The 22,865-nt window shown below is 70.4% G+C and carries 19 protein-coding genes; 9 read left to right on the top strand and 10 right to left on the bottom strand.

Annotated elements, in window-relative coordinates:
- Positions 1-149: 149 nt before the first annotated feature.
- Positions 150-1,418 carry a hypothetical protein gene (locus BCD49_RS27655; protein ID WP_007510961.1) on the bottom strand — a complete coding sequence of 423 codons (1,269 nt, stop codon included), beginning with the start codon at positions 1,416-1,418 and terminating at the stop codon, positions 150-152.
- Entirely contained in the window at positions 1,415-2,230 is an 816-nt protein-coding gene (locus BCD49_RS27650; protein ID WP_241832408.1) for a SigE family RNA polymerase sigma factor, read from the bottom strand. The genes BCD49_RS27655 and BCD49_RS27650 overlap by 4 nt, the downstream gene beginning before the upstream one ends.
- Before the next feature lie 338 nt (positions 2,231-2,568).
- On the opposite strand from BCD49_RS27650, the gene BCD49_RS27645 reads away from it, so the two are divergent.
- Entirely contained in the window at positions 2,569-4,620 is a 2,052-nt protein-coding gene (locus tag BCD49_RS27645) for an ABC transporter ATP-binding protein (RefSeq protein WP_083401729.1), read from the top strand.
- A 91-nt stretch (positions 4,621-4,711) separates the two neighbouring features.
- On the opposite strand, the gene BCD49_RS45950 is transcribed toward BCD49_RS27645, so the two are convergent.
- Positions 4,712-4,837: a hypothetical protein gene (locus BCD49_RS45950; RefSeq protein ID WP_269799814.1), complete on the bottom strand. Its 126-nt coding sequence runs from the start codon at positions 4,835-4,837 to the stop codon at positions 4,712-4,714.
- A 301-nt stretch (positions 4,838-5,138) separates the two neighbouring features.
- Here BCD49_RS45950 and BCD49_RS27640 point away from each other — a divergent pair, with 301 nt between their 5' ends.
- Both BCD49_RS27640 and BCD49_RS27635 read left to right on the top strand, forming a co-directional pair.
- On the top strand, positions 5,139-6,113 hold the full coding sequence (locus BCD49_RS27640) for an NAD(P)H-quinone oxidoreductase (RefSeq protein ID WP_027140355.1): 975 nt from the start codon (positions 5,139-5,141) through the stop codon (positions 6,111-6,113).
- 156 nt (positions 6,114-6,269) lie between these two features.
- On the top strand, positions 6,270-6,830 hold the full coding sequence (locus BCD49_RS27635; RefSeq protein ID WP_007516526.1) for a bacterial proteasome activator family protein: 561 nt from the start codon (positions 6,270-6,272) through the stop codon (positions 6,828-6,830).
- Positions 6,831-6,844: 14 nt separating this feature from the next.
- On the opposite strand, the gene BCD49_RS27630 is transcribed toward BCD49_RS27635, so the two are convergent.
- From BCD49_RS27630 to BCD49_RS27620, 3 genes are all read right to left on the bottom strand, one after another.
- The gene (locus BCD49_RS27630; RefSeq protein WP_007516527.1) at positions 6,845-8,275 is read right to left on the bottom strand and encodes a TldD/PmbA family protein; all 1,431 of its coding nucleotides are present in this window, start codon (positions 8,273-8,275) and stop codon (positions 6,845-6,847) included.
- A gap of 139 nt (positions 8,276-8,414) precedes the next feature.
- The gene (locus tag BCD49_RS27625; protein WP_007516528.1) at positions 8,415-9,980 is read right to left on the bottom strand and encodes a TldD/PmbA family protein; all 1,566 of its coding nucleotides are present in this window, start codon (positions 9,978-9,980) and stop codon (positions 8,415-8,417) included.
- A 392-nt stretch (positions 9,981-10,372) separates the two neighbouring features.
- Complete coding sequence (locus tag BCD49_RS27620; RefSeq protein ID WP_007516529.1) at positions 10,373-11,143, bottom strand: hypothetical protein; 771 nt, start codon at positions 11,141-11,143, stop codon at positions 10,373-10,375.
- A 610-nt stretch (positions 11,144-11,753) separates the two neighbouring features.
- Between BCD49_RS27620 and BCD49_RS42540 the strand changes: the two genes are divergently transcribed.
- The 3 genes from BCD49_RS42540 to BCD49_RS27605 all read left to right on the top strand — a co-directional run bounded on the left by BCD49_RS42540 (position 11,754) and on the right by BCD49_RS27605 (position 13,910).
- Positions 11,754-12,116: a hypothetical protein gene (locus BCD49_RS42540; RefSeq protein ID WP_071042060.1), complete on the top strand. Its 363-nt coding sequence runs from the start codon at positions 11,754-11,756 to the stop codon at positions 12,114-12,116.
- 542 nt (positions 12,117-12,658) lie between these two features.
- On the top strand, positions 12,659-12,868 hold the full coding sequence (locus BCD49_RS27610) for a hypothetical protein (protein ID WP_007516531.1): 210 nt from the start codon (positions 12,659-12,661) through the stop codon (positions 12,866-12,868).
- Between the two features lie 70 nt (positions 12,869-12,938).
- On the top strand, positions 12,939-13,910 hold the full coding sequence (locus tag BCD49_RS27605; protein WP_007516532.1) for a Scr1 family TA system antitoxin-like transcriptional regulator: 972 nt from the start codon (positions 12,939-12,941) through the stop codon (positions 13,908-13,910).
- 376 nt (positions 13,911-14,286) lie between these two features.
- Here the strand turns inward: BCD49_RS27605 and BCD49_RS27600 are convergent, their stop codons facing one another.
- On the bottom strand, positions 14,287-14,592 hold the full coding sequence (locus BCD49_RS27600; RefSeq protein WP_007516533.1) for a hypothetical protein: 306 nt from the start codon (positions 14,590-14,592) through the stop codon (positions 14,287-14,289).
- A gap of 1,526 nt (positions 14,593-16,118) precedes the next feature.
- Here BCD49_RS27600 and BCD49_RS27590 point away from each other — a divergent pair.
- Entirely contained in the window at positions 16,119-17,024 is a 906-nt protein-coding gene (locus tag BCD49_RS27590; RefSeq protein WP_083401726.1) for a helix-turn-helix domain-containing protein, read from the top strand.
- A 74-nt stretch (positions 17,025-17,098) separates the two neighbouring features.
- Here BCD49_RS27590 and BCD49_RS27585 read toward each other — a convergent pair whose 3' ends face one another.
- Positions 17,099-17,887, bottom strand: coding sequence for an HAD family hydrolase (locus BCD49_RS27585; protein WP_027140357.1), 789 nt, complete (start codon positions 17,885-17,887; stop codon positions 17,099-17,101).
- Positions 17,888-18,292: 405 nt separating this feature from the next.
- Here BCD49_RS27585 and BCD49_RS27580 point away from each other — a divergent pair, with 405 nt between their 5' ends.
- Complete coding sequence (locus BCD49_RS27580) at positions 18,293-18,556, top strand: phosphoribosyl-ATP diphosphatase (protein ID WP_007516540.1); 264 nt, start codon at positions 18,293-18,295, stop codon at positions 18,554-18,556.
- A 163-nt stretch (positions 18,557-18,719) separates the two neighbouring features.
- Complete coding sequence (gene hisG, locus BCD49_RS27575) at positions 18,720-19,565, top strand: ATP phosphoribosyltransferase (RefSeq protein ID WP_007516542.1); 846 nt, start codon at positions 18,720-18,722, stop codon at positions 19,563-19,565.
- 150 nt (positions 19,566-19,715) lie between these two features.
- Here hisG and folE read toward each other — a convergent pair whose 3' ends face one another.
- Positions 19,716-20,432 carry a GTP cyclohydrolase I FolE gene (gene folE, locus BCD49_RS27570; protein ID WP_007516544.1) on the bottom strand — a complete coding sequence of 239 codons (717 nt, stop codon included), beginning with the start codon at positions 20,430-20,432 and terminating at the stop codon, positions 19,716-19,718.
- Positions 20,429-22,657 carry an ATP-dependent zinc metalloprotease FtsH gene (gene ftsH / locus BCD49_RS27565; protein ID WP_071042059.1) on the bottom strand — a complete coding sequence of 743 codons (2,229 nt, stop codon included), beginning with the start codon at positions 22,655-22,657 and terminating at the stop codon, positions 20,429-20,431. The genes folE and ftsH overlap by 4 nt, the downstream gene beginning before the upstream one ends.
- Positions 22,658-22,865 lie beyond the last annotated feature (208 nt).

The following is a 22,865-nucleotide window of genomic DNA, read 5'->3' as shown; positions in this document are numbered from 1 at the left end:
CAGAAGCTCGCGGCTCCGTGTCGCCCCACCCAGGGCCGCTCATTGTATTCGCTGGTCGCCGGCCTCTTTTCGCCGGGGTTCCGCGTCCCCTGTTTCGCGCCGGCTCGTCAGCGGCCGTTGTCCCCGCGTTCACGCCGCCGCGGCGGGCCTCAGTGCAGGACGGCGGCGGCCAGGGAGAGCGACCTGTCGCCGGCACCGGTCAGGGTCACGGTGGCCGGTGTCGAGTCCGGCAGGTCGCCCAGGTCGATGGTGATGACCCCGGAAGAATCGGAACTGGCGAGTCTCAGCGTGTAGTTACTGTCCTGCATGCCGCTGGCGCTCACCCGCACGCTGATGCGGGTGGATCCACCCAGGTAGACGAGAAGCTTGCCTGTGTAGGGGCCGCGGTAGACGGTCATGGCCGCCGAACGGCCGTTGGGGATGACCAACCGGTCGTTGACGCGGCTGCCCTGGCGCTGCGGTGGGGTTCCCCCGGTCCAGGACACGCTGGTGTCGAAGCCTCCGCGCGTGGAACCGAGGCCGGCGAGGCGTCTCGTGTCGATCAGCTGGAAAGAAATGTCGGCGCGGCTGATGATCCCGCTGCGGGCGGAGCCGAACACCACCCAGTCGGTGACGCCCCTGCCGGGCAGGTACAGGCGCGCCCCGCGGGGGAGCGGGTCCAGGTCCGCGTCGCGCGCCGCGTGTTTCTGGCTGGCCTGGTCGTGCTGCCCGCCCCAACCGTCCCAGCCGTCCGAACCGCGGCCTCCCGTGCCCGGGCTGCCGCCATTGCTGGGCCTGGGCCTGGGGCTGGCCGAGGGCGTGACGAGGGCGGTCTCCGGCACCAGCACGGCTACTGACGATGACGAGGTCGAAGCTGAGTCGGTCGGCGTGGTGGGCGTGGGCACCGGGGAGGGCGTGGCCGAGGACGGCGTCGTTCTCGCCGACTGCGGCGAGGGGGAGCCCGCGGGCGCGTTCACCATGATCGGCTGGTTGTCGTGAAAGCTGGCCGCGATGACGGCGGTGGCGCCGATCACGCTGGCCACCGCGGCCAGCGCGCCGACCGACACCAGGCGGGGCCGGGTGCGCCTGACCTGGCCCGGTCTGGTCGACCCGACCACCCCGGCCCGGCGCGGGACCGACGCCGCGGCGCCTGGCCGGCGAGCGTGCCGCCGCGCGGGGCTGGCGGTCGGCGGCCGGGTGCCGGCCGTGCCGGGACGCTCGGCCGCGGACTGCGCGACCATCCTCGTCAGCATCTTCGACTTGATGGCGGCGGAGCTGACGTCGCCCTCGTGCAGCGACGCCTTCAGCTCGCGCACCCACTGGTCCGTGGGCCCTTCGGGGCCACCGGCGCGGGCGGGCTCGCTGCGGTTCGCGGACGAGTCCTGGTTGGTGGAGGAGGGGACGACGATCCGGCGTCGGCGCGGCCGGTGGATGATCACGCCTCGCCTCCCCGTAGCCACATGAACGCGGTACGGGTCGGCTCCGAGGGCGCGCTCGCGCGGCCCTGCCGGCCGCGTCCGGCCGCCTTGCGGACCGACCCGCGCGCGCCCGGCCGCGCCGGGCGGCGCTGGGGACGTCCACCGCCGTCGCTCGGCGCGCCCGCGCCGGAGCCGCCGGCGGTCAGCAGTCGCTCCAGCTCGCCCACGGCCTTGGAGGTCTGGCTCTTCACCGTGCCGACCGAGATGCCCAACCAGTCGGCCGTCTCCGCCTCGGACAGGTCGAGCCCGTAGCGCAGGACCACGCACTGGCGCTTGCGGTGCGGCAGCTGGTCGAGCGCCCACCGCAGGAGCATTGCCTGCGGCACGTCCGGCTCACTGGTCGTCGAGGTCCCCGGCTGCCTGCCCACCCTGGCGAGCAGGTTGCGCTGCCGGACGTGACGGCGGATCTGGCTGGCGGCGAGGTTCGCGACGCTGCGCCGAACGTAGGCCAGCGGGTTCTCCGCCGCCTGGACCCGGTCCCAGTGCATCCAGGCGGAGGTAAGCGCGTCGGCGGTGATGTCCTCCGCGTCCTCCTTGTTGCCGGTGAGCAGGAGCGCGAGCCTGGCGAGGTCCCGGTGGTGATTCTCGAAAAAGGCCTCGAAGGCGGCCCGGGCCGTCCGCTGGCTCTCGGGAGTCCGGAGATGCTCTGGAGTCGGGAGATGCTCAGAAGCCCGGGGGTTTCCCGGGATTCGCGAGTCATCGGCTTCGTGAGGGTCTTCGGTGTCGCTGAGGTCCTCGGTGTCGCGGAGGCTCTCGGTGTCGTCGAGATACACGGCACGCTCCCCACGGCTTGTCGGGCTGGCCGCACGGTACCCCGTCTTGGTCATCGCGCAGAAGTCCGGCAGAGCCACCTATCGGTCACCGACCCGGAAATTCATCAGATATGGGCGAAAATCTGGGCTACTGGAGCTTTACATGGCGGCCACGATCTGCAGGTGCCATGGCGTCGGCGTCGCGCGCCGGGCGAGCCCGGCCATATGATCATCGTGGTGTCGACGTGGTTCCGTCGTCGCCCGGGGTGGTCCCCTCGTGGCCTGGCCCGGGAACGGAGCCGGGGTCGGCCGGCAATACCCTGAGCCGGGTTGGCAATCGCCAGTTACGGGAGGGTTGTGTGAGCAGGCCGGTGATTTTTGGTCGTCCCGCCTCGGGCCTGGCCGCGCCACCGATCGTCCCGCCGGTCGACAATCCCTCGGGTTCAGGGACTTCGAGCCCGTCGGACGGGCGTGGCCAGCGGTTGTCGAGTGCCGTCACCCGGTGGCATGCCCGAGCGGTCGCACGGCTCACCGGGGCGCCCGCGGCCGTCCGCGCCGAGCAGTTCTTCGCCGACCAGGGCCGGGCGATCGCCGCGCTGCTCCTGCTGTCGGTGACCGGTTCGCTCGCGGTAGCCGGTGGGCCTTTCATAGTGCGGCGGCTCGTCGACGATGCGCTGCCCACCGGAAAGGTCGGCGACCTTGTGCCGCCGGTATTGATGCTCTGTGGTCTCTTGGTGTTCGAGTCGGCGGTGCTAGCGGCCCGGATGAAGTTGATCGCGCGGCTCGGCGGCCTGCTGACGGTGCGGATCAGGCAGGCGGTGAACTCCCACCTGCAGCGACTGCCCTTCTCGTTCTTCCCCCGCGCCCAGCAGGGCGAGGTGATGACCGTGTTGTCCACCGACGTCGTCGACGCGCAGAACGCCGTCTCGGCCACCACCCAGGCGGTGGTCTGCCGCGCCGCGGACATCGTCGTCGGCCTGGTCGTCATCTTCACGCTGGACTGGCGGCTGAGCCTCGCGGTGATGGTGTTCGCCCCGGCCACCCTCACGATCATCAGGGGCGGCCGGCGTCGGCTCGGCGCGCTGTCCAACCGCCGGCGCGAGCTCGACGGCACCCTGATGGCCCGGGTCGCCGACAGCGCGTCGGTCTCCGGGGCGCTGCACGTGCGCCTCTTCGACCGCGCCGGCTACGAGGAGGAGCGCTTCGACGCGTCGGCGGCCGAGGTGCTCGCGGCGACCCGGGAGGAGGCCCGGCTGACCTCGCGCGTCCGCTTCCTGGTGAACCTCGGGCTGGTCGCCACGATGATGGTGGTCGTCACGCTCGGAGCGGTGCTCGTCTCCGGTGGCCAGACGTCCCTGGGCACGGTCGCGGCGCTCGGCGGCGCGCTGCTGGTCTCGTTCGGGCCGCTGTCGACCGCCGTCAGCCTGCGTTCCGAGCTCGCCGGCGCCGGCGCGTCCTTCACGCGGATCTTCGCCCTGCTGGACACCCCCGCCGAGGTCCCGCCGGCCAGCCCGTACCCGCGGGCCACGGCCCAGCCTCGCGGGTCGATGACGCCGCCGGCCTCCGTGCCGGGCGCGCGGCCGTCCGCCGGGGTCTCGCTCGCGCTCGGCGGCGGCGTCGAACTCGCGCTGGACGACGTCTGGTTCTCCTACGACCTCGCCGACGCCAGTGGCCGCGCCGACTCGCCGCGCGCCGCCGCGGGAGCTGGCCTCGGCGCCGAGGCAGGTGAGCCGGAATGGAGCCTGCGGGGGGTCAGCCTGCGGGTGGCCCCCGGCACGACGGCGGCCGTGGTCGGCGCGAGCGGGGCCGGCAAGACGACGATCACCTACCTGGCCGCCGGCCTGTACCGGCCCCAGCGCGGCGCGGTGCGCCTCAGCGGCGTGCCGCTGGCCGAGCTGGCTCCCAGCGAGCTGCACCGCGTCGTCGGCGTCGTCCCGCAGGATCCACACCTGTTCCACGACACGATCGCGGCGAACCTGCGCTACGGCCGGCTGGACGCGACCGACGGCGAGCTGYGGGCCGCGCTGGAGGCGGCCTGCCTGGGCGCCCTGCTCGAGCGGCTGCCCGAAGGGCTGGCGACCCGGGTGGGCGCGCGCGGTTACCGGCTTTCCGGCGGGGAGCGCCAGCGGCTGGCGATCGCCCGGGTACTGCTGCAGTCCCCGGAGGTGCTGGTCCTCGACGAGGCGACGTCCGCGCTCGACAGCGTCTCGGAGCTCGCGGTGCGCGAGGCCCTCGACGCCCTGTCGGTCGGGCGGACCACGCTCGTCATCGCGCACCGGCTCTCGACCGTGCGCGACGCCGACCGGATCTACGTCCTCGACCACGGCCAGGTCGTCGAGGACGGCACCCATGACGCCCTGCTAGCCGACGACGGCGCCTACGCGCGCCTCTACCGCCCCGCCTCCGCATAGCCGCCCGCGGCCCGGTCGACCCTGGCGGTCGGCCGCGTGGCGGGCGCTCGGGTGGCGGGTGGTCGGCGCTCGGTGGTGGGCGGTAGAGCGGTTAGACCGGTTCGGGCTCGGGTGTCTCCGGCGCGGGCTCGGTGTACGGCGACGGCTCGTGCGGGGCGGGCGGCAGGCCATCCGGATCGTCGGGCAGCAGCGGACCGGGATCGTCCGGGATCGGCATGTTGGGGTCCAAGGGCGGCGGCGGACCGTCCGGCCGGGGCCGGACCGTCCGCGGATGGGAGACCCACGGGGCGTTCGACCGGCCTGGCCAAACGAGAAACCGTGTCTCCGCCTGCGCGCACATGAGATCCGCCTTACCCGTCGCGTCGGTGCTGAAACATCCCGTCTCACCAGGAACGACTGTCCTCCAAGCCCTGTCCCCGTTCCGCGAGGCGGCGCGTCTGGCCCGGATGACCTCACTGCCGGGGCGCTCGCCCACCCGGCGGCCTTGCCTCTACGGTGGCCAGGTGTACGCGGTCACGATGACAAGCCCAGGCGGCCCCGAGGTCCTCGAGTGGCGCGAGGTGGACGACCCGGCCGGCCCCGGGCCGGGCGAGGTCGCCATCGACGTGGTCGCCACCGCCGTCAACCGGGCTGACCTGCTGCAACGCCAGGGCTTCTACGCGCCGCCGCCGGGTGCGTCCGACATCCTGGGCCTCGAGTGCTCCGGCCGGGTCGCGGCCCTCGGACCCGGCGTCGAGGGCTGGGCGGTGGGCGACGAGGTGTGCGCGCTGCTCTCCGGCGGCGGGTACTCGACTCGGGTCGTCGTGCCCGCGGGCCAGGTGCTGCCGGTGCCCGCCGGCGTCGACCTGGTCACGGCGGGCGGGCTGCCCGAGGTCACCTCGACCGTCTACTCGACGGTGTTCCAGCGGGCGGCGCTCGCCGACGGTGAGACGTTCCTGGTCCACGGCGGCGCCTCCGGGATCGGCACGTTCGCCATCCAGGCGGTGCGGGCGCTGCGTCCGAAGGCGTTCATCGCGACCACCGCCGGCACGCCGGACAAGCTCGCGCGCTGCCGCGAGCTCGGCGCCGACCTCGCGATCTCCTACCGGGACGACGACTTCGTCGCCCGGGTGAAGGACGCCACCGGTGGGCGCGGTGCCGACGTCATCCTCGACAACATGGGCGCGAAGTACCTCGCCCGCAACGTCGACGCGCTCGCGCCCGACGGCCGGCTGGTGGTGATCGGCCTGCAGGGCGGTGTCAAGGCCGAGCTGAACCTGTCGGCGCTGCTGGTCAAGCGTGCCTCGGTGCACGCGATGTCGTTGCGGCACCGGCCGGCGGAGCAGAAGGCGGCGATCGTGGCCGGGGTCCGGGCGGAGGTCTGGCCGGCGTTCACGGCGGGTTCGATCCGCCCGGTCATCGACCGGGTGCTTCCGCTGCCCGAGGCGGCCGAGGCCCATCGGGTCGTCGACTCCCTCGGCCACGTCGGCAAGGTTCTGCTGCGAGTCCCCTGACGACCTCGCGGCGACCACAGCATGCAGGATGGTGGACATGACGGCTGCTTCCCCGCCGATTTTTGCTGGGGCAAAACTCGGGGGGGACCCCTCGCCTGACTTGAGGTGGAAGATCCATTTCGTTGTCTTGCCGCGACAGCATGCAGGATGGTGAACATGACGGATCAACCGGAACAGCGGGTGGTGATCGTGGGACCTGACGGGCGGCTGCAGGAGTCGCTGGAGGGTCTCGGAACCGGGGTCGGCCGCGGGCGCCAGGGGGGTGGCGACGGGGAGAACGTCGACGGCGCGTCCGTCCGCTCCGCGCTGTCCTCGATGGTCTCGCAGCCGGACAAGGTCATGCGGATCGGCACCATGATCAAGCAGCTGCTGGAGGAGGTGCGGTCCGCGCCGCTGGACGAGGCCAGCCGGTTGCGCCTGCGCGAGATCCACCGCAGCTCGATCCGCGAGCTCTCCGACGGGCTCGCGCCGGAGCTGAAGGAGGAGCTCGACCGGCTCACGCTGCCGTTCGAGGAGAACCACACGCCGAGCGACAGCGAACTGCGGATCGCGCAGGCCCAGCTGGTCGGCTGGCTCGAAGGGCTGTTCCACGGCCTGCAGACGGCGCTGTTCGCGCAGCAGATGGCCGCCCGCGCCCAGTTGGAGGAGATGCGCCGACGCGCCCTCCCCGGCGGCCAGCCCCGAGAGGAAGGCTTCGGCGGCGGCACCTATCTCTAGTCAGCTATCTCTAGTCAGCTCGCGGGACTGACCGAGCTCATGTGGAAGTCGGGTACGCGGATGGCCGGCATGCGGCTCAGCTTGAACCAGTCGGCCCATTCGCGGCCCAGAGTGCGGGTCGTGGCGCCGATCTCGGCGATCCGGCCGAGCAGGCTCACCGGGGACTCGTTGAACCGGAAGTTGTTCACGACCCCGGCGACCTCGCCGTTCTCGACGAGGTAGACGCCGTCCCTGGTCAGCCCGGTCAGGAGCAGGACCTCCGGATCCACCTCGCGGATGTACCACAGGCAGGTGAGCAGCAGTCCGCGTTTGGTCGAGGCGACCATCTCGTCCAGCGTGGCCGTGCCGCCGCCGTCCATCGTCAGGTTGTCGATGAACGGCGTGGCGGTGGTGCCGGCGGCGCGGGCGGAGGCGCGGGTGTGCACCAGCGTGGCGAGCTTGCCGTCCTCGAACCAGTCCGTCCGGCCGAGCGCGAGCCCGTTGTCGAACACGCTCGACGTCGCCGACGAGTGGCCGGAGGAGACGAACGGCGTGCAGGACAGCTCGGGATCGGCGGGGTCGCTGAACAACCGCAGGCCGGTCGGGCCGAAGGCCTCCCCAAGCCGGGTGCCTCCGCCAGCGCGGCTGAAGACCGTGCGTCCCTCGGCGGCATCCCGCCCCGCGGCCGACCAGTAGGCGTCGAGGATCAGATCCGAGACCGCCGACGGCGGCAGCAGCGTCTCGTACCTGCCCGCCGGGAGCTCCATCGAGCGGGCACACCAACCCAGGCGGCGGCGCAGCTCGGCATCCGTCGCGGCGACGTCGACATCGGCGAAGTCGTGCGTCGACTGGCCGTGCCACACCGAACCGCCGGGCTGCCCGTTCTTGGCGTTCCACTCGACGGAGCCGGTCGGCTGGCTGTGCCGCAGCCGCACCCCGGTCGACGTGCCGAGCCAGGTGGTCGTCACGTCGTGCTCGGCGAAGCCGTAAAGCGCTCGGCCCTCCGCCCTGGCCGCGCGCAGCGCCTCGCCGAGGTCGGCGGCGAACGTCGAGAGCACCGCCGTCGACGTATGGCGGGCGGGCTCGTCGAAGGCGTCGTCGCCCGGCCCGGCCGTCGCGGTTCCCTGCTGGCCTGGAGCGAGCAGGTCCGCGAAGTCCTCGGCCTCGTCGGAGTCCTTCGCCGCCGTCTCCGACGCCCGGACGAGCTCGGTGAGCTTGTCGACGGCGATGCCCCCGGCCGTGCCGGAGTCGACCGAACTCACCGAGCTCACCGAGCGCACCCCGAACGAGCGGCCGACGATGCTGATCACGGTGACCGAGCGGTCGCGGGCGGCCCCGTTCGTCGTCAGGGTGTTGTTCGCCCAGCGCAGGTTCACGGTGCTCGACTCGCTGGCGATGACCACACAGCCATCGGCCCGCGAGGCGGCGAGCGCCCGCTCCACGATCTCGTGGGACGCCTCGGTCACCAGAGTCCTCCCGTATACGTTCCCAGCGGGCTGCGAGCCCGGGTCAGTCCAGTGYCCGTCAGCGTCAGTCCAGCACCCGTCGAACCAGCACCCACCGAACGGCTGCCGGGGCGCTGAGGCGGCGGACTGGCGGGGCGGGTCACCGGCCCGCTTCGTGGCGGGTGTTGAGGATGTTGATGCCGCGGAACAGCGTCGACGGGGCGCCGTGGCTGACCGCGGCGACCTGGCCGGGCTGCCCTTTGCCGCAGTTGAACGCCCCGCCGAGCTGGTAGGTCTGCTCACCGCCAAGACCGTCGAGGGAGCCCCAGAAGTCGGTCGTCGTCGCCTGGTAGGCGACGTCGCGCAGCTGGCCGACGATGCGTCCCTTGCGGATCTCGTAGAAGCGCTGCCCGGTGAACTGGAAGTTGTAGCGCTGCATGTCGATCGACCAGCTCTTGTCGCCGACGACGTAGATCCCGCGGTTGACCCCGCTGATCAGCTCGGTGGTCGACGGCCCGCCGGGCGCGGCCGCCAGCGAGACGTTGGCCATCCGCTGGATGGGCACATGCCCCGGCGAGTCGGCGAACGCGCAGCCGTTGGACCGGGTGACACCGAGCCGGGCGGCGTTCGCCGCCGCCATCCGGCGGTCGAGCTGAAAACCGACGAGCGTGCCGCCGCGGACGATGTCCCAACGGCTGGTCGCCACGCCCTCGTCGTCGTAGCCGATGGTCGCGAGCGCGTGCGGGGCGGTCCGGTCGCCGGTGACGTTCATCAGCGGCGAGCCGTAACGCAGAGTACCCAGCTTGTCCAGGGTGGCGAACGAAGTGCCGGCGTAGGCGGCCTCGTAGCCGAGCGCCCGGTCGAGTTCGGTGGCATGCCCGACGGACTCGTGGATCGTGAGCCACAGGTTCGACGGGTCGATCACCAGGTCATAGCGCCCAGGCTCGACCGACGACGCCTTCGCCTTCTCCGCCAGCAGACCCGGGATCGTCTCGATCTCGGCGTCCCAGTCCCAGCAGCCGGCGGCCGATCCGGAGACCAGCCACTCCCAGCCCCGGCCCACCGGGGGAGCGATGGTGCGCATGGTCTCGAAGCCGCCGCCAGGGTCGACCCTGGTCGCCTCCAGCTGGCAGAGCACCCGCACCCGCTGCTGCGTCGTCGAGGTGCCGGCCAGGTCGGCGTAGTACTTGTTCTCCAGGACGGCGTTGAAATGGCCGTCGACGTGGTCGACGTCGGAGGAGCCGAGCAGCGTGCGGCACAGCCCGCCGATCCGGTCGACCTTCGCGCGCGCGTCGATGGCGAACGGGTTCACCGCGTAGGCGGACACCCAGGTGGCGTCGGCGTGTACCGGCTCGTCGGCGAGCTCGATCGGCTCGGAGTTCAGCGGCCGGGCGACCTTAGCGATCTCGACGGCCTCGCGGGCGACCCGGACGGCCTCGTCCACGGTCAGGTCGACGCCGGCGGCGAACCCCCAGGTCCCCTCGTGCACGACCCGGACGGCGAAGCCGACGGTCGCGCCGTCGTGGCTGCTCTCCAGGTTGCCGTCTCGGAACGACAGCGACCCGTCACGCAGCCGCTCGATGCGGATGTCGGCGTGGCTGGCGCCGAGATCACGGGCGGTCTGCAGGGCCGCGTCGGTGAGCGCCGCGCGTGGCAGGGCGAGGAACTCGGGGTCGACGTCGTGTGGCGGCGTCCCGGGCGCTCCCGGCGGGGCGGCTATCGGCATGCTCCCATCCTGGACCGTCCGCGCCGATACCGGTGAGTCGGGGACCTGCGGCACGGCGGCTCGCCACGCCTACTCGGACCGCTGACCCGCCGACCCGGAGACCCGCCGACCCGCCGACCTCGGCGGAGGCGCGGTCGCCCTGGCGCGGCCGCCCTGGACCGGCTCGTGGCGGTGTGGTCGACGGGAGGGGCCGGCCCGCGGCGGGCCCGCGGTGGTGCTGGGCGGCGCCAGCACCACCGCGGGCCACTCGGGCGTCGTTGCCCGGCACTCAACGCGGTCGGTGTCTTCCCTCGGCGCGTGCGGCACCCGCGCCGAGGGCGGCTCAGGACGTGATCAGGGGAAGTACCTTGGCCCGGCCATCCCCCCGGATGGCCGGACCAAAGCGGCCCTGTTCACGCCCGGTGGCTGGGCTGCCGGCACGACATCTCCTCGCCGCGCTGTTCCTTGCCGCGCTGCGGCGCGATGCCGCCCTGCCGTGCCGTCGCGTCGCGCGCAGGCGGCACGTCGCGCCGTGTCGCGAGGCTTGCGGATGCCGCGACGACGGAGCTGGGTCCGGGGTGGCGCTCGTGGTAAAGCCGCGCCTGCCGGTGAGCGGCGCGCCTGGACAGACGGCTCTCGACCAGCGGTGAGGGCCGTAGGTCTACCCGTACGGTGGCGCCTCGGCGCAGCTCATCGCGAACCGTCAGCCACCGGTCCTCGGCCAGTCGGACCGCGTCCGTGAGCTCCGCCAGGCGACCTTTCCCCTCCTCGTCCTCGACGCGCGCGCGACTCGCCGCGATCAGGGCCTCCATGACCCAGTCCGCCCGCGGGCCGAACGGGTCCAACCGCGCTGGCTGGCCCGGCCTGGCGACCGTGTGGGCGAGGAAGGCCCGGGCGACACAGGACAACCGGAAGTCGAGCTGCTCGCGGTTGCGTCCGGCGAGCGTCAGGAACATCGGCCCGAGTCGGCCAGAGGCGGGCTGGGGGGCGCTATAAGAGGCGCGATGGGGTTCGCCGGCGTCGGGATCGATGCGCTCGACCCGAGCGCGGGATCCGTCTCCGGCGCGGTCGGCATCGTCGGCCCGGTCCGATCGGTCCGGCCCGAGGAGCAGGTCGGGATACGGGGGCACCAGCCCCGGCATGGTGTTGGCCTGCGATTCCTGTCTGGACCACGTCCTTGGCATATTCGGCATCGCCTCCTTGAAGACGCCCCGCCGGTCAGGACAGGGTGGTCGATGACCGGCGGTGCCGCGGACTCAGAGTTCCACGGCGGTGGGGTGGACCGTCGTGGCGCCTGTTCCGCCGGGGTGCTTGCGGGACCTGCGGGGTCAGGGAGCGGACTGGCGCCGCGTCTGTCTCGGCTGTACCAGAATCGTGCGGCCTCGAGCGGTCCCCAAGCAAGACTTGTTGAGGAATATTTTAGGTGAACGGAAGAATTGTGCGTCACAGTCGAGAAGTAGGGGAATAGTCACCCAAAGTTACCAACCGGGTCACGCKGGCATCAGTGCCGGTACCTCGGTGGCCGCGACGAGCGCGGGGACCTCGACCGCCGCGCGCGCCGGAGGCCGGCGGGCTAAAAGCGGCGCCTCGACCTCTCGGCGCGCGGCCTGAGATCCGCCGATCACGCCTGATGGCACCTTGTTCCAGCAAAGTTACGGCGGTTTCGATACGCCCATGCTCCAATAGATTCACAATCACCGCGCCGACCCGGGTGGTAGGGGACCATCCGAGCCACGCGAGGCCGCAGTACGTCCAGCGGTGGCGCCGGGTCGTGCCCAGGAAAGGACGCGCGACATGCCCACCATCACGCTGGCGAGGAGTCACTGCGCCGCCGCGAACTGCCCCGGCGTCCACGTGCACGAGGACTCGGRCACCGGATACGTGGTGGGCGTCGTGGCCGATGTTCCCCCGCGAGGGGTCCAGGTCGGGCCGGGCGAGGCCGTCGTCGTGCTGCCCGCGGACGTGACCGCGACGGCCGCCGCCGCCCGCCTGCTTCCGGGCCTCTCCCCGTTCGTGTCCTGGCCCGGCGTACTGGTCGACCGGGAGTCTGGCATCGGGTACGTGGTGGGCCGGCGGGCGCCGACGCCGCCGGCGGGCGTGGCGGCGGGTCCGGGCGAGGCCGTCGTTGCCGTCTCCGACGTGCTCGCAAGGGTGTAGGCGGGTAGGTGCGGGTCGGCGCCGGCGCCGACCCGCGGAACGCCGCGTGCTCGGCGGTAGCTCGGTCGTGACCGGCCGGCTCGCGGAGAATTCCGGCCTGGGCCCGCATCGTCGACGAAGATCGACCGAATTCCCGGCCGCATGACAAGCTGACATGACCCGTTCGGATTACGCGGGAGCCGTGACGGGCCTGGTCGCCCACGTCACCAGTAGTCTCTTCACGCTAAGTTGTTGCTACGGAAAGTAGCGATATTCTTACCTTATGCGTTGAGTTCCTCTGCCGTATCGGGGCGAATCGGTCAATTCGCGAAGCCGGCTGAGTGTGGACTGGGGTGGCGGACGTGGCACCATCAGGGAATCGCGATGACGCCGGCTGCCAGCGAGACCCCGCAGGGTAGCCGGGCGTCGCGGCCGAAGCCTGTGACCCGGGCAACTATTCTTGGCTGCTTCCCAACCCCGTGGCATAAGTCAAGATCTGACAGAGATATTCTGGACTTGCGGCCCGGGCCTGAGTAGGGTCATGGGCTGCGGAGGAGTTGACGATGCAGCTCGTTCCCTTGGCGATCACCTGTAACGCGGGCGCCTGCCCGACGGTGTACGCCGACGCCGATGACGCCTCGGTGCTGTGGGTACAGGGATGGACGCCAGACCCCGCGTACGTGCGCGACCTGCCGACGGGAGAGGCGATGGTCAGGATTCCGCGGGACCTGCTCGTCGATGCCGCGAGCAGTTTGCCCCAGTCGCCGAAGTAGCGTCCAGCGGCCGTCGGAGGATCACGGGGGAGCAGCGTAGGCGACCTCGGCACCACCGGTAGGGGAGACGATGAGCGGCGAAAGAATCGACGCGGACGCCTTCGCGCCGGTTCCAGAAAACTTCCTCGATCTCTCGTCATCCTCTTCCGAATCCTCCGACGAGTCCCTGGGCGGCATCCTGGCCCGCCTACGCCACGACCAGGGCCTGACCGGCCACCAGCTCGCCGAGAAGGCCGGGATCAGCCAGGGACAGATCTCCAAGATTGAGAACTCCAAGACGCTGCCGTCGCCGGAGGACGTCCGACGTATCAGTACGGCGCTGCATGCGTCGCCCAAGGTGGTCGAGACCTTGGTAGACGAGGCAAAACAGCAGCAGCAGCTGGCCAGGACAAAGGGAACGCGCCGGCCGGCTCTTGGCCGAACTGGCACCATCAACCAGCAGGAAGTGCTCGACGAAGAGGGCAAGGCCCAGCACGTGCGCGACTTCCAGCCGGTCCTGCTGCCAGGCCTGCTCCAGACAAGCGAGTACACCCGCCGGGTTCTGAACGGGTACAACGAGCTGACCTACGGCGAGGACAGCAAGGGCTGGCCGGATACCGCGGCCGCCGTGACGCTACGAGCGCAGCGCCAGCAGCGCCTCTACGACACCACCAGGCATTTCGAGTTCGTCATCATGGAAGCGGTGTTCCACAACCGGTTCGCGGCCGTGGAATGGCCGGGGTTCATGGTCGGTCAGCTTCAGCGGATCAAAGCGGCCGCGGGGCTCCAGAACGTCTCGATCCGGATCCTGCCGCTCGACACCGTGCTCCGATACCCGCCGATCTCGGGCTTCACCATCATGGACGAATCCACGGTGGTCAACGAGACGACGGCCGGCACCGTCGATCGGGATCGCGGTCGCGTCAGCCTGTACATCCGGGTGTTCGAGCAGCTCATGGAGCTGGGCACCGACGATCTGGACCCCATCTTGAATCGCCATCTGAGCCGCTTCGCCACCGAGCTCGCCGAGCAGGCCGCCGAAGCAGTCCGAACCGGACCCTAGCGCCTGGCGCCGCCTCGGGCATGATCGCGATTTCGGCCCTCGGGTGGTCGTGGCTGCTGGTCGTTCCACGTTCACCAGAGGTCGCAACCGGCGATCGCGTCAATGGGCTTCCTCGGCAGTTACGGCACTGGCCCATTTCGGTCTCGCGGGTGGTTGCTGATCGGCGCGGAGGTGCCCCCGCCTGTGGCGGCCCCCGGTAACAGGACCGCCACAGGCCCGCTGGCACCGTTGCCGCGGCTGGCATGGTCGCCATGACCCGCTGGTCGGCTCCCACTGGCGTGGGTAATCAGGGGCGGACCTAACCCGGTCGATGCGCCCAACGAGGCGCCTCGGCCGGGCCACCCCCCGAGGGTGGCCCGGGCCGAGGCTGTCTGGGTCACCCGTGGCGGGTGAGCTGTCGATCGTCAGTTCGTGGCCGCGCGGCGCGGTAGAGGAATGCCCCCGAGTGACGACCCGCGCTGGTGCGCTGCGCCGGCAAGATGCGCCGGCGGGCGAGTTCAGGGACGAATACGGGTCCGTCGGGCCGCATGTCGGCCCGGGCGGTCTCCTCGCGGCTCAGCTCGACGCAAACTGCCTCCCAGCGGTCTTCCGCTTGGCGAACCGCGGTGACGAGCGCGCGCTTCGAGCCGATCTCGTCCTGGTCGAGGAAAAGACGGATTGCGTCAAAGAGTGCGTCGGCCATCCAGCAGGCGCGTTCCGATCGGATGTCCAGTCGGGCCGCTCGATGCGATCGAGTATCCGTGTACCGAGTGAACTCGCGAACTAGCCAGGACAACCGGACCTGGAGTTGCTGACAGTTGGTGCCAGTGGCGGTCAGATAGCAGCTTGTCAACATGGACACGCGATCACGTCCAGTCGGGCGCCTTTGCCCGCAAACCCAGACCTGGTATGGCGAGCGTCGAACGACCCCCGATACCCTGGCCAGGTACTACTAAGGAATCCGTGGTAAGAGCCCCCTGCGCGCGACATATTCCGACGCACCTCCTGCCTGACGGGCTGTCGACCGGTAGGTCGAACAGGTCCTGATCAGAAGGTAGACGACTGCCGGCGTCACCACAAGGCCTATGGATGAATATAGTCCATGATCTTAATGTGTATCGGGCCGGTGTGAATACTTGTGTCTTCCCAGAGGTCATCACCGGTTCGCCGGCCGCCCGGTCCCCGGACGTCTTGGCTGGTCGTCGGCGGCTGGGCCGCGCCCACGACACACCTGACGGTGATCGCGGCCCGGACGTCGGCCCCGGCCTCAGGACCTGGCTGCGTGGCGCTCGCCCTAGTCGACCCCGTCGAGGGCCGCGTCGGCCGCYGCCCGGAACAACTCGCTGGGAATCTCGACCAGCACCTCACCAGTCGAGGTGCGGACGTCGAGCGCGCTGGCGTCCAACAGAACACCCTGGACCACGATTGTGCCGCTGTCAGTGGCGTAGACCTGGGGACACGAGCCGCTGGGGCAGCTCGCCGTCAAAGGAGTCAGTCGCATCGAGGCTGGCCTCTCTGTGCGGGTCCCGCGCTCTCGCAGATGTCGTCGGCGCGAGGGCGCGGCCGGTGGAGGATCCTCCTGCCGGCCGACGGAACCTTCTCTCTTGATTGGAACATGTCGACGCCGGCTCCGGCGCAAGTTTGGTGGGCCAACGAGCGCCAGTCGGCCAGCGGTGCTGGGCCACCGCCAAGCGGGAGTTGCCATGACATGGGGCGCCGAGCGTGCCTCAGGCTGCCCGAAGGTGATTTCTAGTGCGCGGCGGGACGTTCCAGCGTTCCGCCGCGCCGATCGGCGGCGTGCCGACGAGGGGCACTGAGTGGCGGATCGCGGCGGCCGGCCTAGTATTCCCCCCTGGGGGGCGCCCAATCCTGCCCTCGCAAGATTCCTAGTATCGACTCTTTCATAGTCCGTCGGCGGGTATATGATGTTGAAGCCGCGGAGGGAGTAGGGGCAATGGAGCTCGTTCCGCTCGCGCAAACCAGTTGTGGGTCGTCCACCTGTCCCGGGGTGTTCGAGGCGCCCGACGGCTCGGTCGTGGTCCAGGGGTACGTCGTGCCGGCGCCGCGCACTGCCGACGAGGTGCCGGACGGTGAGGCTAGAGTGCAGATTCCACGTGACCTCCTGATCCGGGCGGCGCGCAGCCTGCCAGACTGGGATGGGCGTTAGTTGGCMTGACCGAGCGGGTTCCGGCCCGGGGTGATGGTCTCGCGTTCGAGCGGAGGTCAGTCGTGACGGACGAGGTGGGGTTCGGTCCGTCGCTGAGTGCCGAGCCAAGCTCCTCGTCCGCACCGCTGGCCGAGGAGCTTGGCCGTGCGCTCCATGGGCTTCGCCGGCGCAAGGGAATGACCGGCGAAGCCCTCGGGCAGGCCGTCGGAGTCAGTCAGGCCAAGATCTCCAAGATCGAACGGGGCGTGCTGAAGCCCAGCCTGCTCGATGTCGAGAAGATCGTCCTGGCTCTTGACGGCTCCAAGGACGAGCTGCATGAGTTCGTCGCGCTGGCGACACAGGTCCAGACCGCCGGTGCCAGGCCGCGAGGACCGCGCCGCGGACCGGCGAACCAGCACGACTACGCCGAGGCCGAGGGGCGCGCCCAGCTGATCCGGAACTTCGAGYCCATCGCGATTCCCGGGCTGATGCAGATCAGCGAGTACACGCGCCGGGTGATCAATGCCTTTCACGCCGTCGACATCGGTGAGGACCAGTCGAAGTGGGCCGACACCGCGGCGATGGTCACCCTGCGCGCGCAGCGCCAGGAACGTCTCTACGACCGCGCCAAGACGTTCGAGTTCATCATCATGGAGAGCGTGCTCAGTAACCGTTTTGTCACGCCTGGATACATGCTGGCGCAGGTGGACCGGATCGAGCAGGTGGCCAAACTGCCCAACGTGACCGTGCGGGTGGTACCCGCCACGGCGCAGCTCGGCATCCCCCCGATCCACGGTTTCCATCTGTTCGACGATGACATGGTGATTACCGAGTCACTCGACGCCACGGTCTCTCAGGACCGCCGCAGCGTCGACTTTTACACCCACTTCTTCGAAAGCTACCGTGAGATCGCCGATGCCGATCTCACTGACGTGCTGGAGCGGCATAAGCACATGTACGCCGCGCTTGCGCTTCCCAGGCTGGACTGACCTTCGGCGTGCGCCGGTCCGGCCTGCGCTGTCGAGCGGCTTCGCCTGCTGTACCCGCGCTCACGTCCTGGCGGTCAGGCGAAAAGGCGTTCCAGGACGAGGGCTACGCCGTCGTTGTCGTTGGAGGCGGTGATTTCGTCGGCGGCGGCCAGGACGTCGGGGTGGGCGTTGGCGACGGCGACGGCGTGGCCAGCCCAGGCGAGCATGGGCAGGTCGTTGAGCATGTCGCCGAAGGCGACGACGTCGTCGGCGGTCACGCCGCGTTTGGCGGCCACCTGGGCGAGCGCGACGGCCTTGGAGACACCTGCCCCGGCGATCTCGACCAGCGTCTCGGTCGACCGGGTGACCATGGCCTCCCCGCCGGCCAAGGCCACGATCTTCTCGTAGACATCGGCGAGCGACTCACCGCCGCGCCGCACCAGCAGCTTGGCTGGCGGCAGCGTGACCAGCAGGTCGGTCACATCGGCGACGAGCTCGTCCGGATCCGGCCACATCGTCAAGAAGAGTGGCTCGCGGCCGAACTTGATCCCGCTCTCGACGGCGAATGCAGCCTCCGGCACGATCTCGCGGATCGCCAGCGCCAGTCGGAGGGCGGCGTCCGGATCCAGCCCACTCTGGTTGATCATGATGTTGGTGTCGAGGTCGTAGACGAGTGCCCCGTTCGCGCAGACGGCGATGCCGGCGACGGAGGTCTTGGCGACGACGTCCGCCATGACCCGGATTGGCCGTCCGGTGACGAACACGACCGATCCGCCGTGCTCGCGGACCCGGCGCAGCGCACGGCGGGTGCGCTCCGACACCGTGCCGTCCGATCGGATCAGTGTTCCATCCAGATCAGTGGCAACTATCGCGGGAGGGGACACAGCGACTCAGTCAACCAGCGTGCGGCGGTCCATACCATGGTCACGACGCTCATACCGGCGTCAGATCCCTGTCAACCGGGAGGAAGTACCCGTTCCCGCGGGCACCTGTGGTCCAGCCGGGTGAATCGCCGTGCTCTCCGGCCGCTGCCGCCGCCCCTGCCGCCGCTGCTGGTCGCGGGCGGCCCTCTCGGCGCCGGCGCGCCGTTCCGCGCCGGTCGTCGCACCACGCCGGTCGCCCGGGGTTACCGGTGAAGATCGTGCCGCGGCGAGTCGGGAGCGTCAGCCGGGTAACATGCGGTTCATGAGGTCTGTCGGTGCCCGGAGCGCCCAGGGTTCCCGTCGGATCGGCGGGGGTCTGGCGCGAGGCCGGCGGGTGCGTGCCGTCGCTCTGGAGGACTGCCGGCTGTGAAGAGCTTCGACGAGCTGTACGGCGAGCTCTCCGGGAAGTGGGAGCAGAAGGCGCCGGGGTCCGGGTCCGTGGCCGCCCTCGAGGCGGGTGTGCACCACATCGGCAAGAAACTGGTCGAGGAAGCCGCGGAAAGCTGGATGGCGGCGGAGCATGAGAGCCGTGAGCGAGCCGCCGAGGAGCTCTCCCAGCTGGTCTACTGGATTCAGCTCATGATGATCTCGCGGGGTCTGACCCCGGCGGACGTCTACTCCCATCTGTAGCCCGCGCCTCGGGGCTCGCGTGCCCTTGGAGTGGCGCGGGCGTTGACCGGTGCGCGGGACGATGTCGCGCGCCTCGAAGAGCCCCTGTGAGCCCCCGACCCGCTGTGAGCCCGATCCGCCGTGAGTTCCGGACCCCGCCACGGCCAGCCTCGATGGAATGATCATGCTGCGTATCGCGGTACCGAACAAGGGCGCGCTCTCCGCCGCCTCCAGCCAACTGCTCTGCGACGCCGGCTACCTGGCGAAGCGCGAGGGCGCCGAGCTTGTCGTCGCCGACCTTGAGAACGACATCGAGTTCTTCTTCCTGCGGCCGCGCGATATCGCGGTCTACGTCGGCTCCGGGCGGCTAGATGTCGGTATTACCGGCCGTGACCTGCTGCAGGACAGCGGCGTCGCCGCGCTGGAGCTGGTCGCGCTCGACTTCGGGCACTCGTCGTTCCACTACGCGGCGCCGAAGGGCGCCATCACCGACGTGGCCCAGCTGGACGGCGCCAGGATCGCGACCTCGTTCCCTGAGCTCGTCCGCACCGACTTCGCGGCCCGCGGCCTGCGGGCCGAGGTCGTCACCCTCGACGGCGCCGTCGAGACGGCCGTGCGGCTGGGTGTCGCCGATGCCATCGCGGACGTCGTCGAGACCGGCCGCACGCTGCGCGCCGCGGGCCTCGAGCTGATCGGTGAGTCGGTGATGCAGTCGCAGGCCATCATGATTGCCAAGCAGGGCACGGAACTGTCGCCGTCGCACGAGAAGCTGCTGCGTCGCGTGCAGGGTGTCCTGGTCGCCCGCCAGTACGTGATGATGGACTACGACGCGCCGGTGGTGGTGCTCGAGAAGGCCTGCGAGATCACGCCGGGCTACGAGTCGCCGACGATCTCGCCGCTGCAGCGCGAGGGCTGGGTCGCGGTGCGGGCGATGGTGCCGAAGGACGAGGTCAACCGCACGATGGATGACCTTTGGGAGCTGGGTGCCCGCGGCATCCTCGTCTCCGCCATCCAGGCCTGCCGCCTGTAGCGACGCTCGGAGCGGCTTGCCCGCTTGCCGGCGACGGCGAGCTGGACCTCGCCGGCGAGCCGGCAGGCCGAGGCGCCGGACGGCCGAAAACGGCGGCGGGGCCCGGGGCAAGCGCCCCGGGCCCCGCCGCCGTCGGTCGGGTAGCCGCCGCTAGCGGTGGCTGAGGATGAGAGACATGCCCTCGCTACGGGTCGCCGGGCTCAGGAACTGGCCCCGGACCGCGGACGTCACCGTGCTGGCGCCCGGCTTGCGCACGCCACGCATCGACATGCACAGGTGCTCCGCCTCGACGACCACCATCACGCCGCGTGGCTTGAGCACGTCGACCAGAGCGTCGGCGATCTGCGACGTCAGCCGCTCCTGCACCTGCGGCCGGCGGGCGTACAGATCGACGAGCCGGGCAAGCTTGGACAACCCGGTGATCTGACCGTTCTCGTTGGGAATGTAGGCGACGTGCGCCTTGCCCGAGAAGACGACGAGGTGGTGCTCGCACAGCGACGAAAAGTCGATGTCGCGCACCAGCACCATCTCGTCGTGGCCCTCGTCGAAGACCGTGGTCAGGACGTCGACCGGGTCCCGGCCCAGGCCCTCGACCGCCTCCGCGTAGGCCCGGGCGACCCGGTCCGGCGTCTTGCGCAGCCCTTCACGGTCCGGGTCCTCCCCGATGCCGATCAGCAGCTCACGCACGGCCGCGGCGACCCTGTCGTGGTCGAACGGGCGTAGCCGACCGTTGCCGGGCCGGAAGGCCGCGACCGCGGCGCCGGAACCTGACCCGGATCTAGTCTCTGATCCGCTCACCCCGCCCGCCAGCCCAGCGGGTGCGTCGAGGTGGGTGGGCCGGACTACCTGGTCGGTCTCGGACGTCAACGGCGTTTCCCTTCGTCGTCGTTCGGCCACACCGGCGGCGCCCACGGGTTGGAGATCCGCGGAGCATCCGGCGGGGGTGTGCCCGGCGGCCCGGCCGGGCCGGTGGACCCGCCCATCGGCCCGGTGCCCGGACCGGAGCCAGAGTCGTGGTGACCCTGGCCCGGGTCGGTCACCGAGCCCGCCGGCTTGGTCAGGCCACCAGAGCCGTTCCCGTTGCCGCCGCCGTTCACATCGTGGCCACCGGCCGTGCGGGYACCGCCGTTGTCGCGTGGCCGGCTGCCGGTGTGGCCGTTGCCCCCGCCATGGACGAGGTCGGCCACATCCGTGGTGCCGAGGCCCAGCTCAGCGGGGGTCTGCACGGGTGGACGGTCCGACGGTACCCGCCTGCCGACTCCTGTGTAGTAGCCGCGGGTCGGTCGCTTCTGGACGGTGGCGAACGTCTCCAGGACGTCGTCCTTGCTGAGGGTCTCGGTGTCCATCAGCCGCAGCACGAGCGCGTCCAGCTCGTCGCGGTAGGTGGTGAGCACCTCCCACGCCTCGTCGTGCGCGGCTTCGATGAGCTTGCGCACCTCGCTGTCGATCTCGCCGGCGACGGCCTCCGAGTAGTCGCGCTGATGGCCGACCTCGCGGCCGAGGAACACCTCGCCCGAATCGCCACCGAACTTCAGCGCGCCGAGCTTGTCACTCATGCCGTACTGGGTGACCATCGCGCGGGCGATCTGGGTCGCCTTCTCGATGTCGTCGCTCGCGCCGGTGGTCGGCTCGCGGAAGACGAGCTCCTCCGCCGTCCGGCCGCCGAGCAGCACGGCCAGCTTGTCCAGCATCTCCGAACGGGTGGACAGGTACTTGTCCTCCAGCGGGAGCTGCATGGTGTAGCCGAGAGCCCGACCGCGCGGCAGAATCGTGATCTTGTGGACCGGGTCGGAGTTCGGCAGCGCGTGCGCCACCAGCGCATGCCCACCCTCGTGGTAGGCGATGCGCTTCTTCTCCCGGTCGCTCATCGCCCGGGTCTTGCGCTCCGGGCCGGCGAGCACGCGGTCGATGGACTCCTCGAGCAGCGCCGAGGAGATCACCTTCTGGTCGCCGCGGGCGGCGAGCAGCGCCGCCTCGTTGAGCACGTTCGCCAGGTCCGCGCCGGTGAAGCCGGGGGTGCGCCGGGCGATGACGAGCAGGTCGACGTCCGCGCCGATCGGCTTGCCCTTGGCGTGCACCTTGAGGATCGCCTCGCGGCCCAGCAGGTCCGGCCGGTCGACGACGATCTGGCGGTCGAAGCGGCCCGGACGCAGCAGCGCCGGGTCGAGGATGTCGGGCCGGTTCGTCGCGGCGATCAGGATGACGCCGCCCTTGACGTCGAAGCCGTCCATCTCGACGAGCAGCTGGTTGAGGGTCTGCTCCCGCTCGTCGTGGCCGCCGCCGAGGCCGGCGCCACGGTGGCGGCCGACCGCGTCGATCTCGTCGACGAAGATGATCGCGGGCGCGTTGGCCTTGGCCTGCTCGAACAGGTCACGGACCCGGCTCGCGCCGACACCGACGAACATCTCGACGAAGTCGGAACCCGAGATCGAGTAGAACGGCACTCCCGCCTCGCCTGCGACGGCGCGGGCCAGCAAGGTCTTACCGGTACCCGGTGGGCCGTACAGGAGCACGCCCTTGGGGATCTTTGCGCCGATCGCCTGGAACTTCCCGGGGTTCTCCAGGAACTCCTTGATCTCCTGGAGCTCCTCGAGGGCCTCGTCGGCACCGGCGACGTCGGCGAACGTGGTCTTCGGCGTGTCCTTGCTGACCAGCTTGGCCTTGGACTTGCCGAAGTTCATGACGCGGTTGCCGCCGCCCTGCATCTGGTTCATCAGGAACAGGAACAGCGCGACCACGAGGACCAGCGGCAACAGGTTGAGTAGCAGTGAGACCAGGACGTTGCTGCGCTCGACCTTGACCTCGTAGGGGACGTTCTTGCCATTCAGCTGGTTGGCGAGAACGACGGCCTGGTCGGTGACGTAGCTCGACTCGTACTTCTTGTTGTCCTTGGTCGTGATCTGGATGATCTGCTTGGAGTCCTGGATCGTGGCCTTCTCGACCTGTCCAGCCGTGATCTTGGTCTGGATGGAGTGCAGGTCCGCCTTGGAGTACTCCTTGGGACCCGACAGAACGTTCGTCGTCAGGAAGATCACAAGGAGGACCAGGAGAGCCAGGACCACCCAGCCACGGAAGATTCTTCTTGGAGTCATCTGCCTGGAGCGCGGGACACGCGCACTCCGCCCTCCTGACGTGTGTTCTGCCCTCGATCGGGATTCCCTTGTGCCGAGGGTACCGCCGGCACGTGCCTGTCACCCGTGCGTACAAGTGAGCAACGGTCCGCCGCGTCACCGTGTTCCGGTCGCGCGGCGGACGCTCGGTGCCCGAAGCCGCGCGCCGGTCTCGGACGCCGCGCGCCAG

Origin of the sequence: Pseudofrankia sp. EUN1h, from assembly GCF_001854645.1 — a bacterium.
GTDB classification, from domain to species: Bacteria; Actinomycetota; Actinomycetes; order Frankiales; family Frankiaceae; genus Pseudofrankia; species Pseudofrankia saprophytica.
Note: the sequence above shows the minus strand (reverse complement) of the source record. Positions and strands in the feature narration are given on the sequence as shown.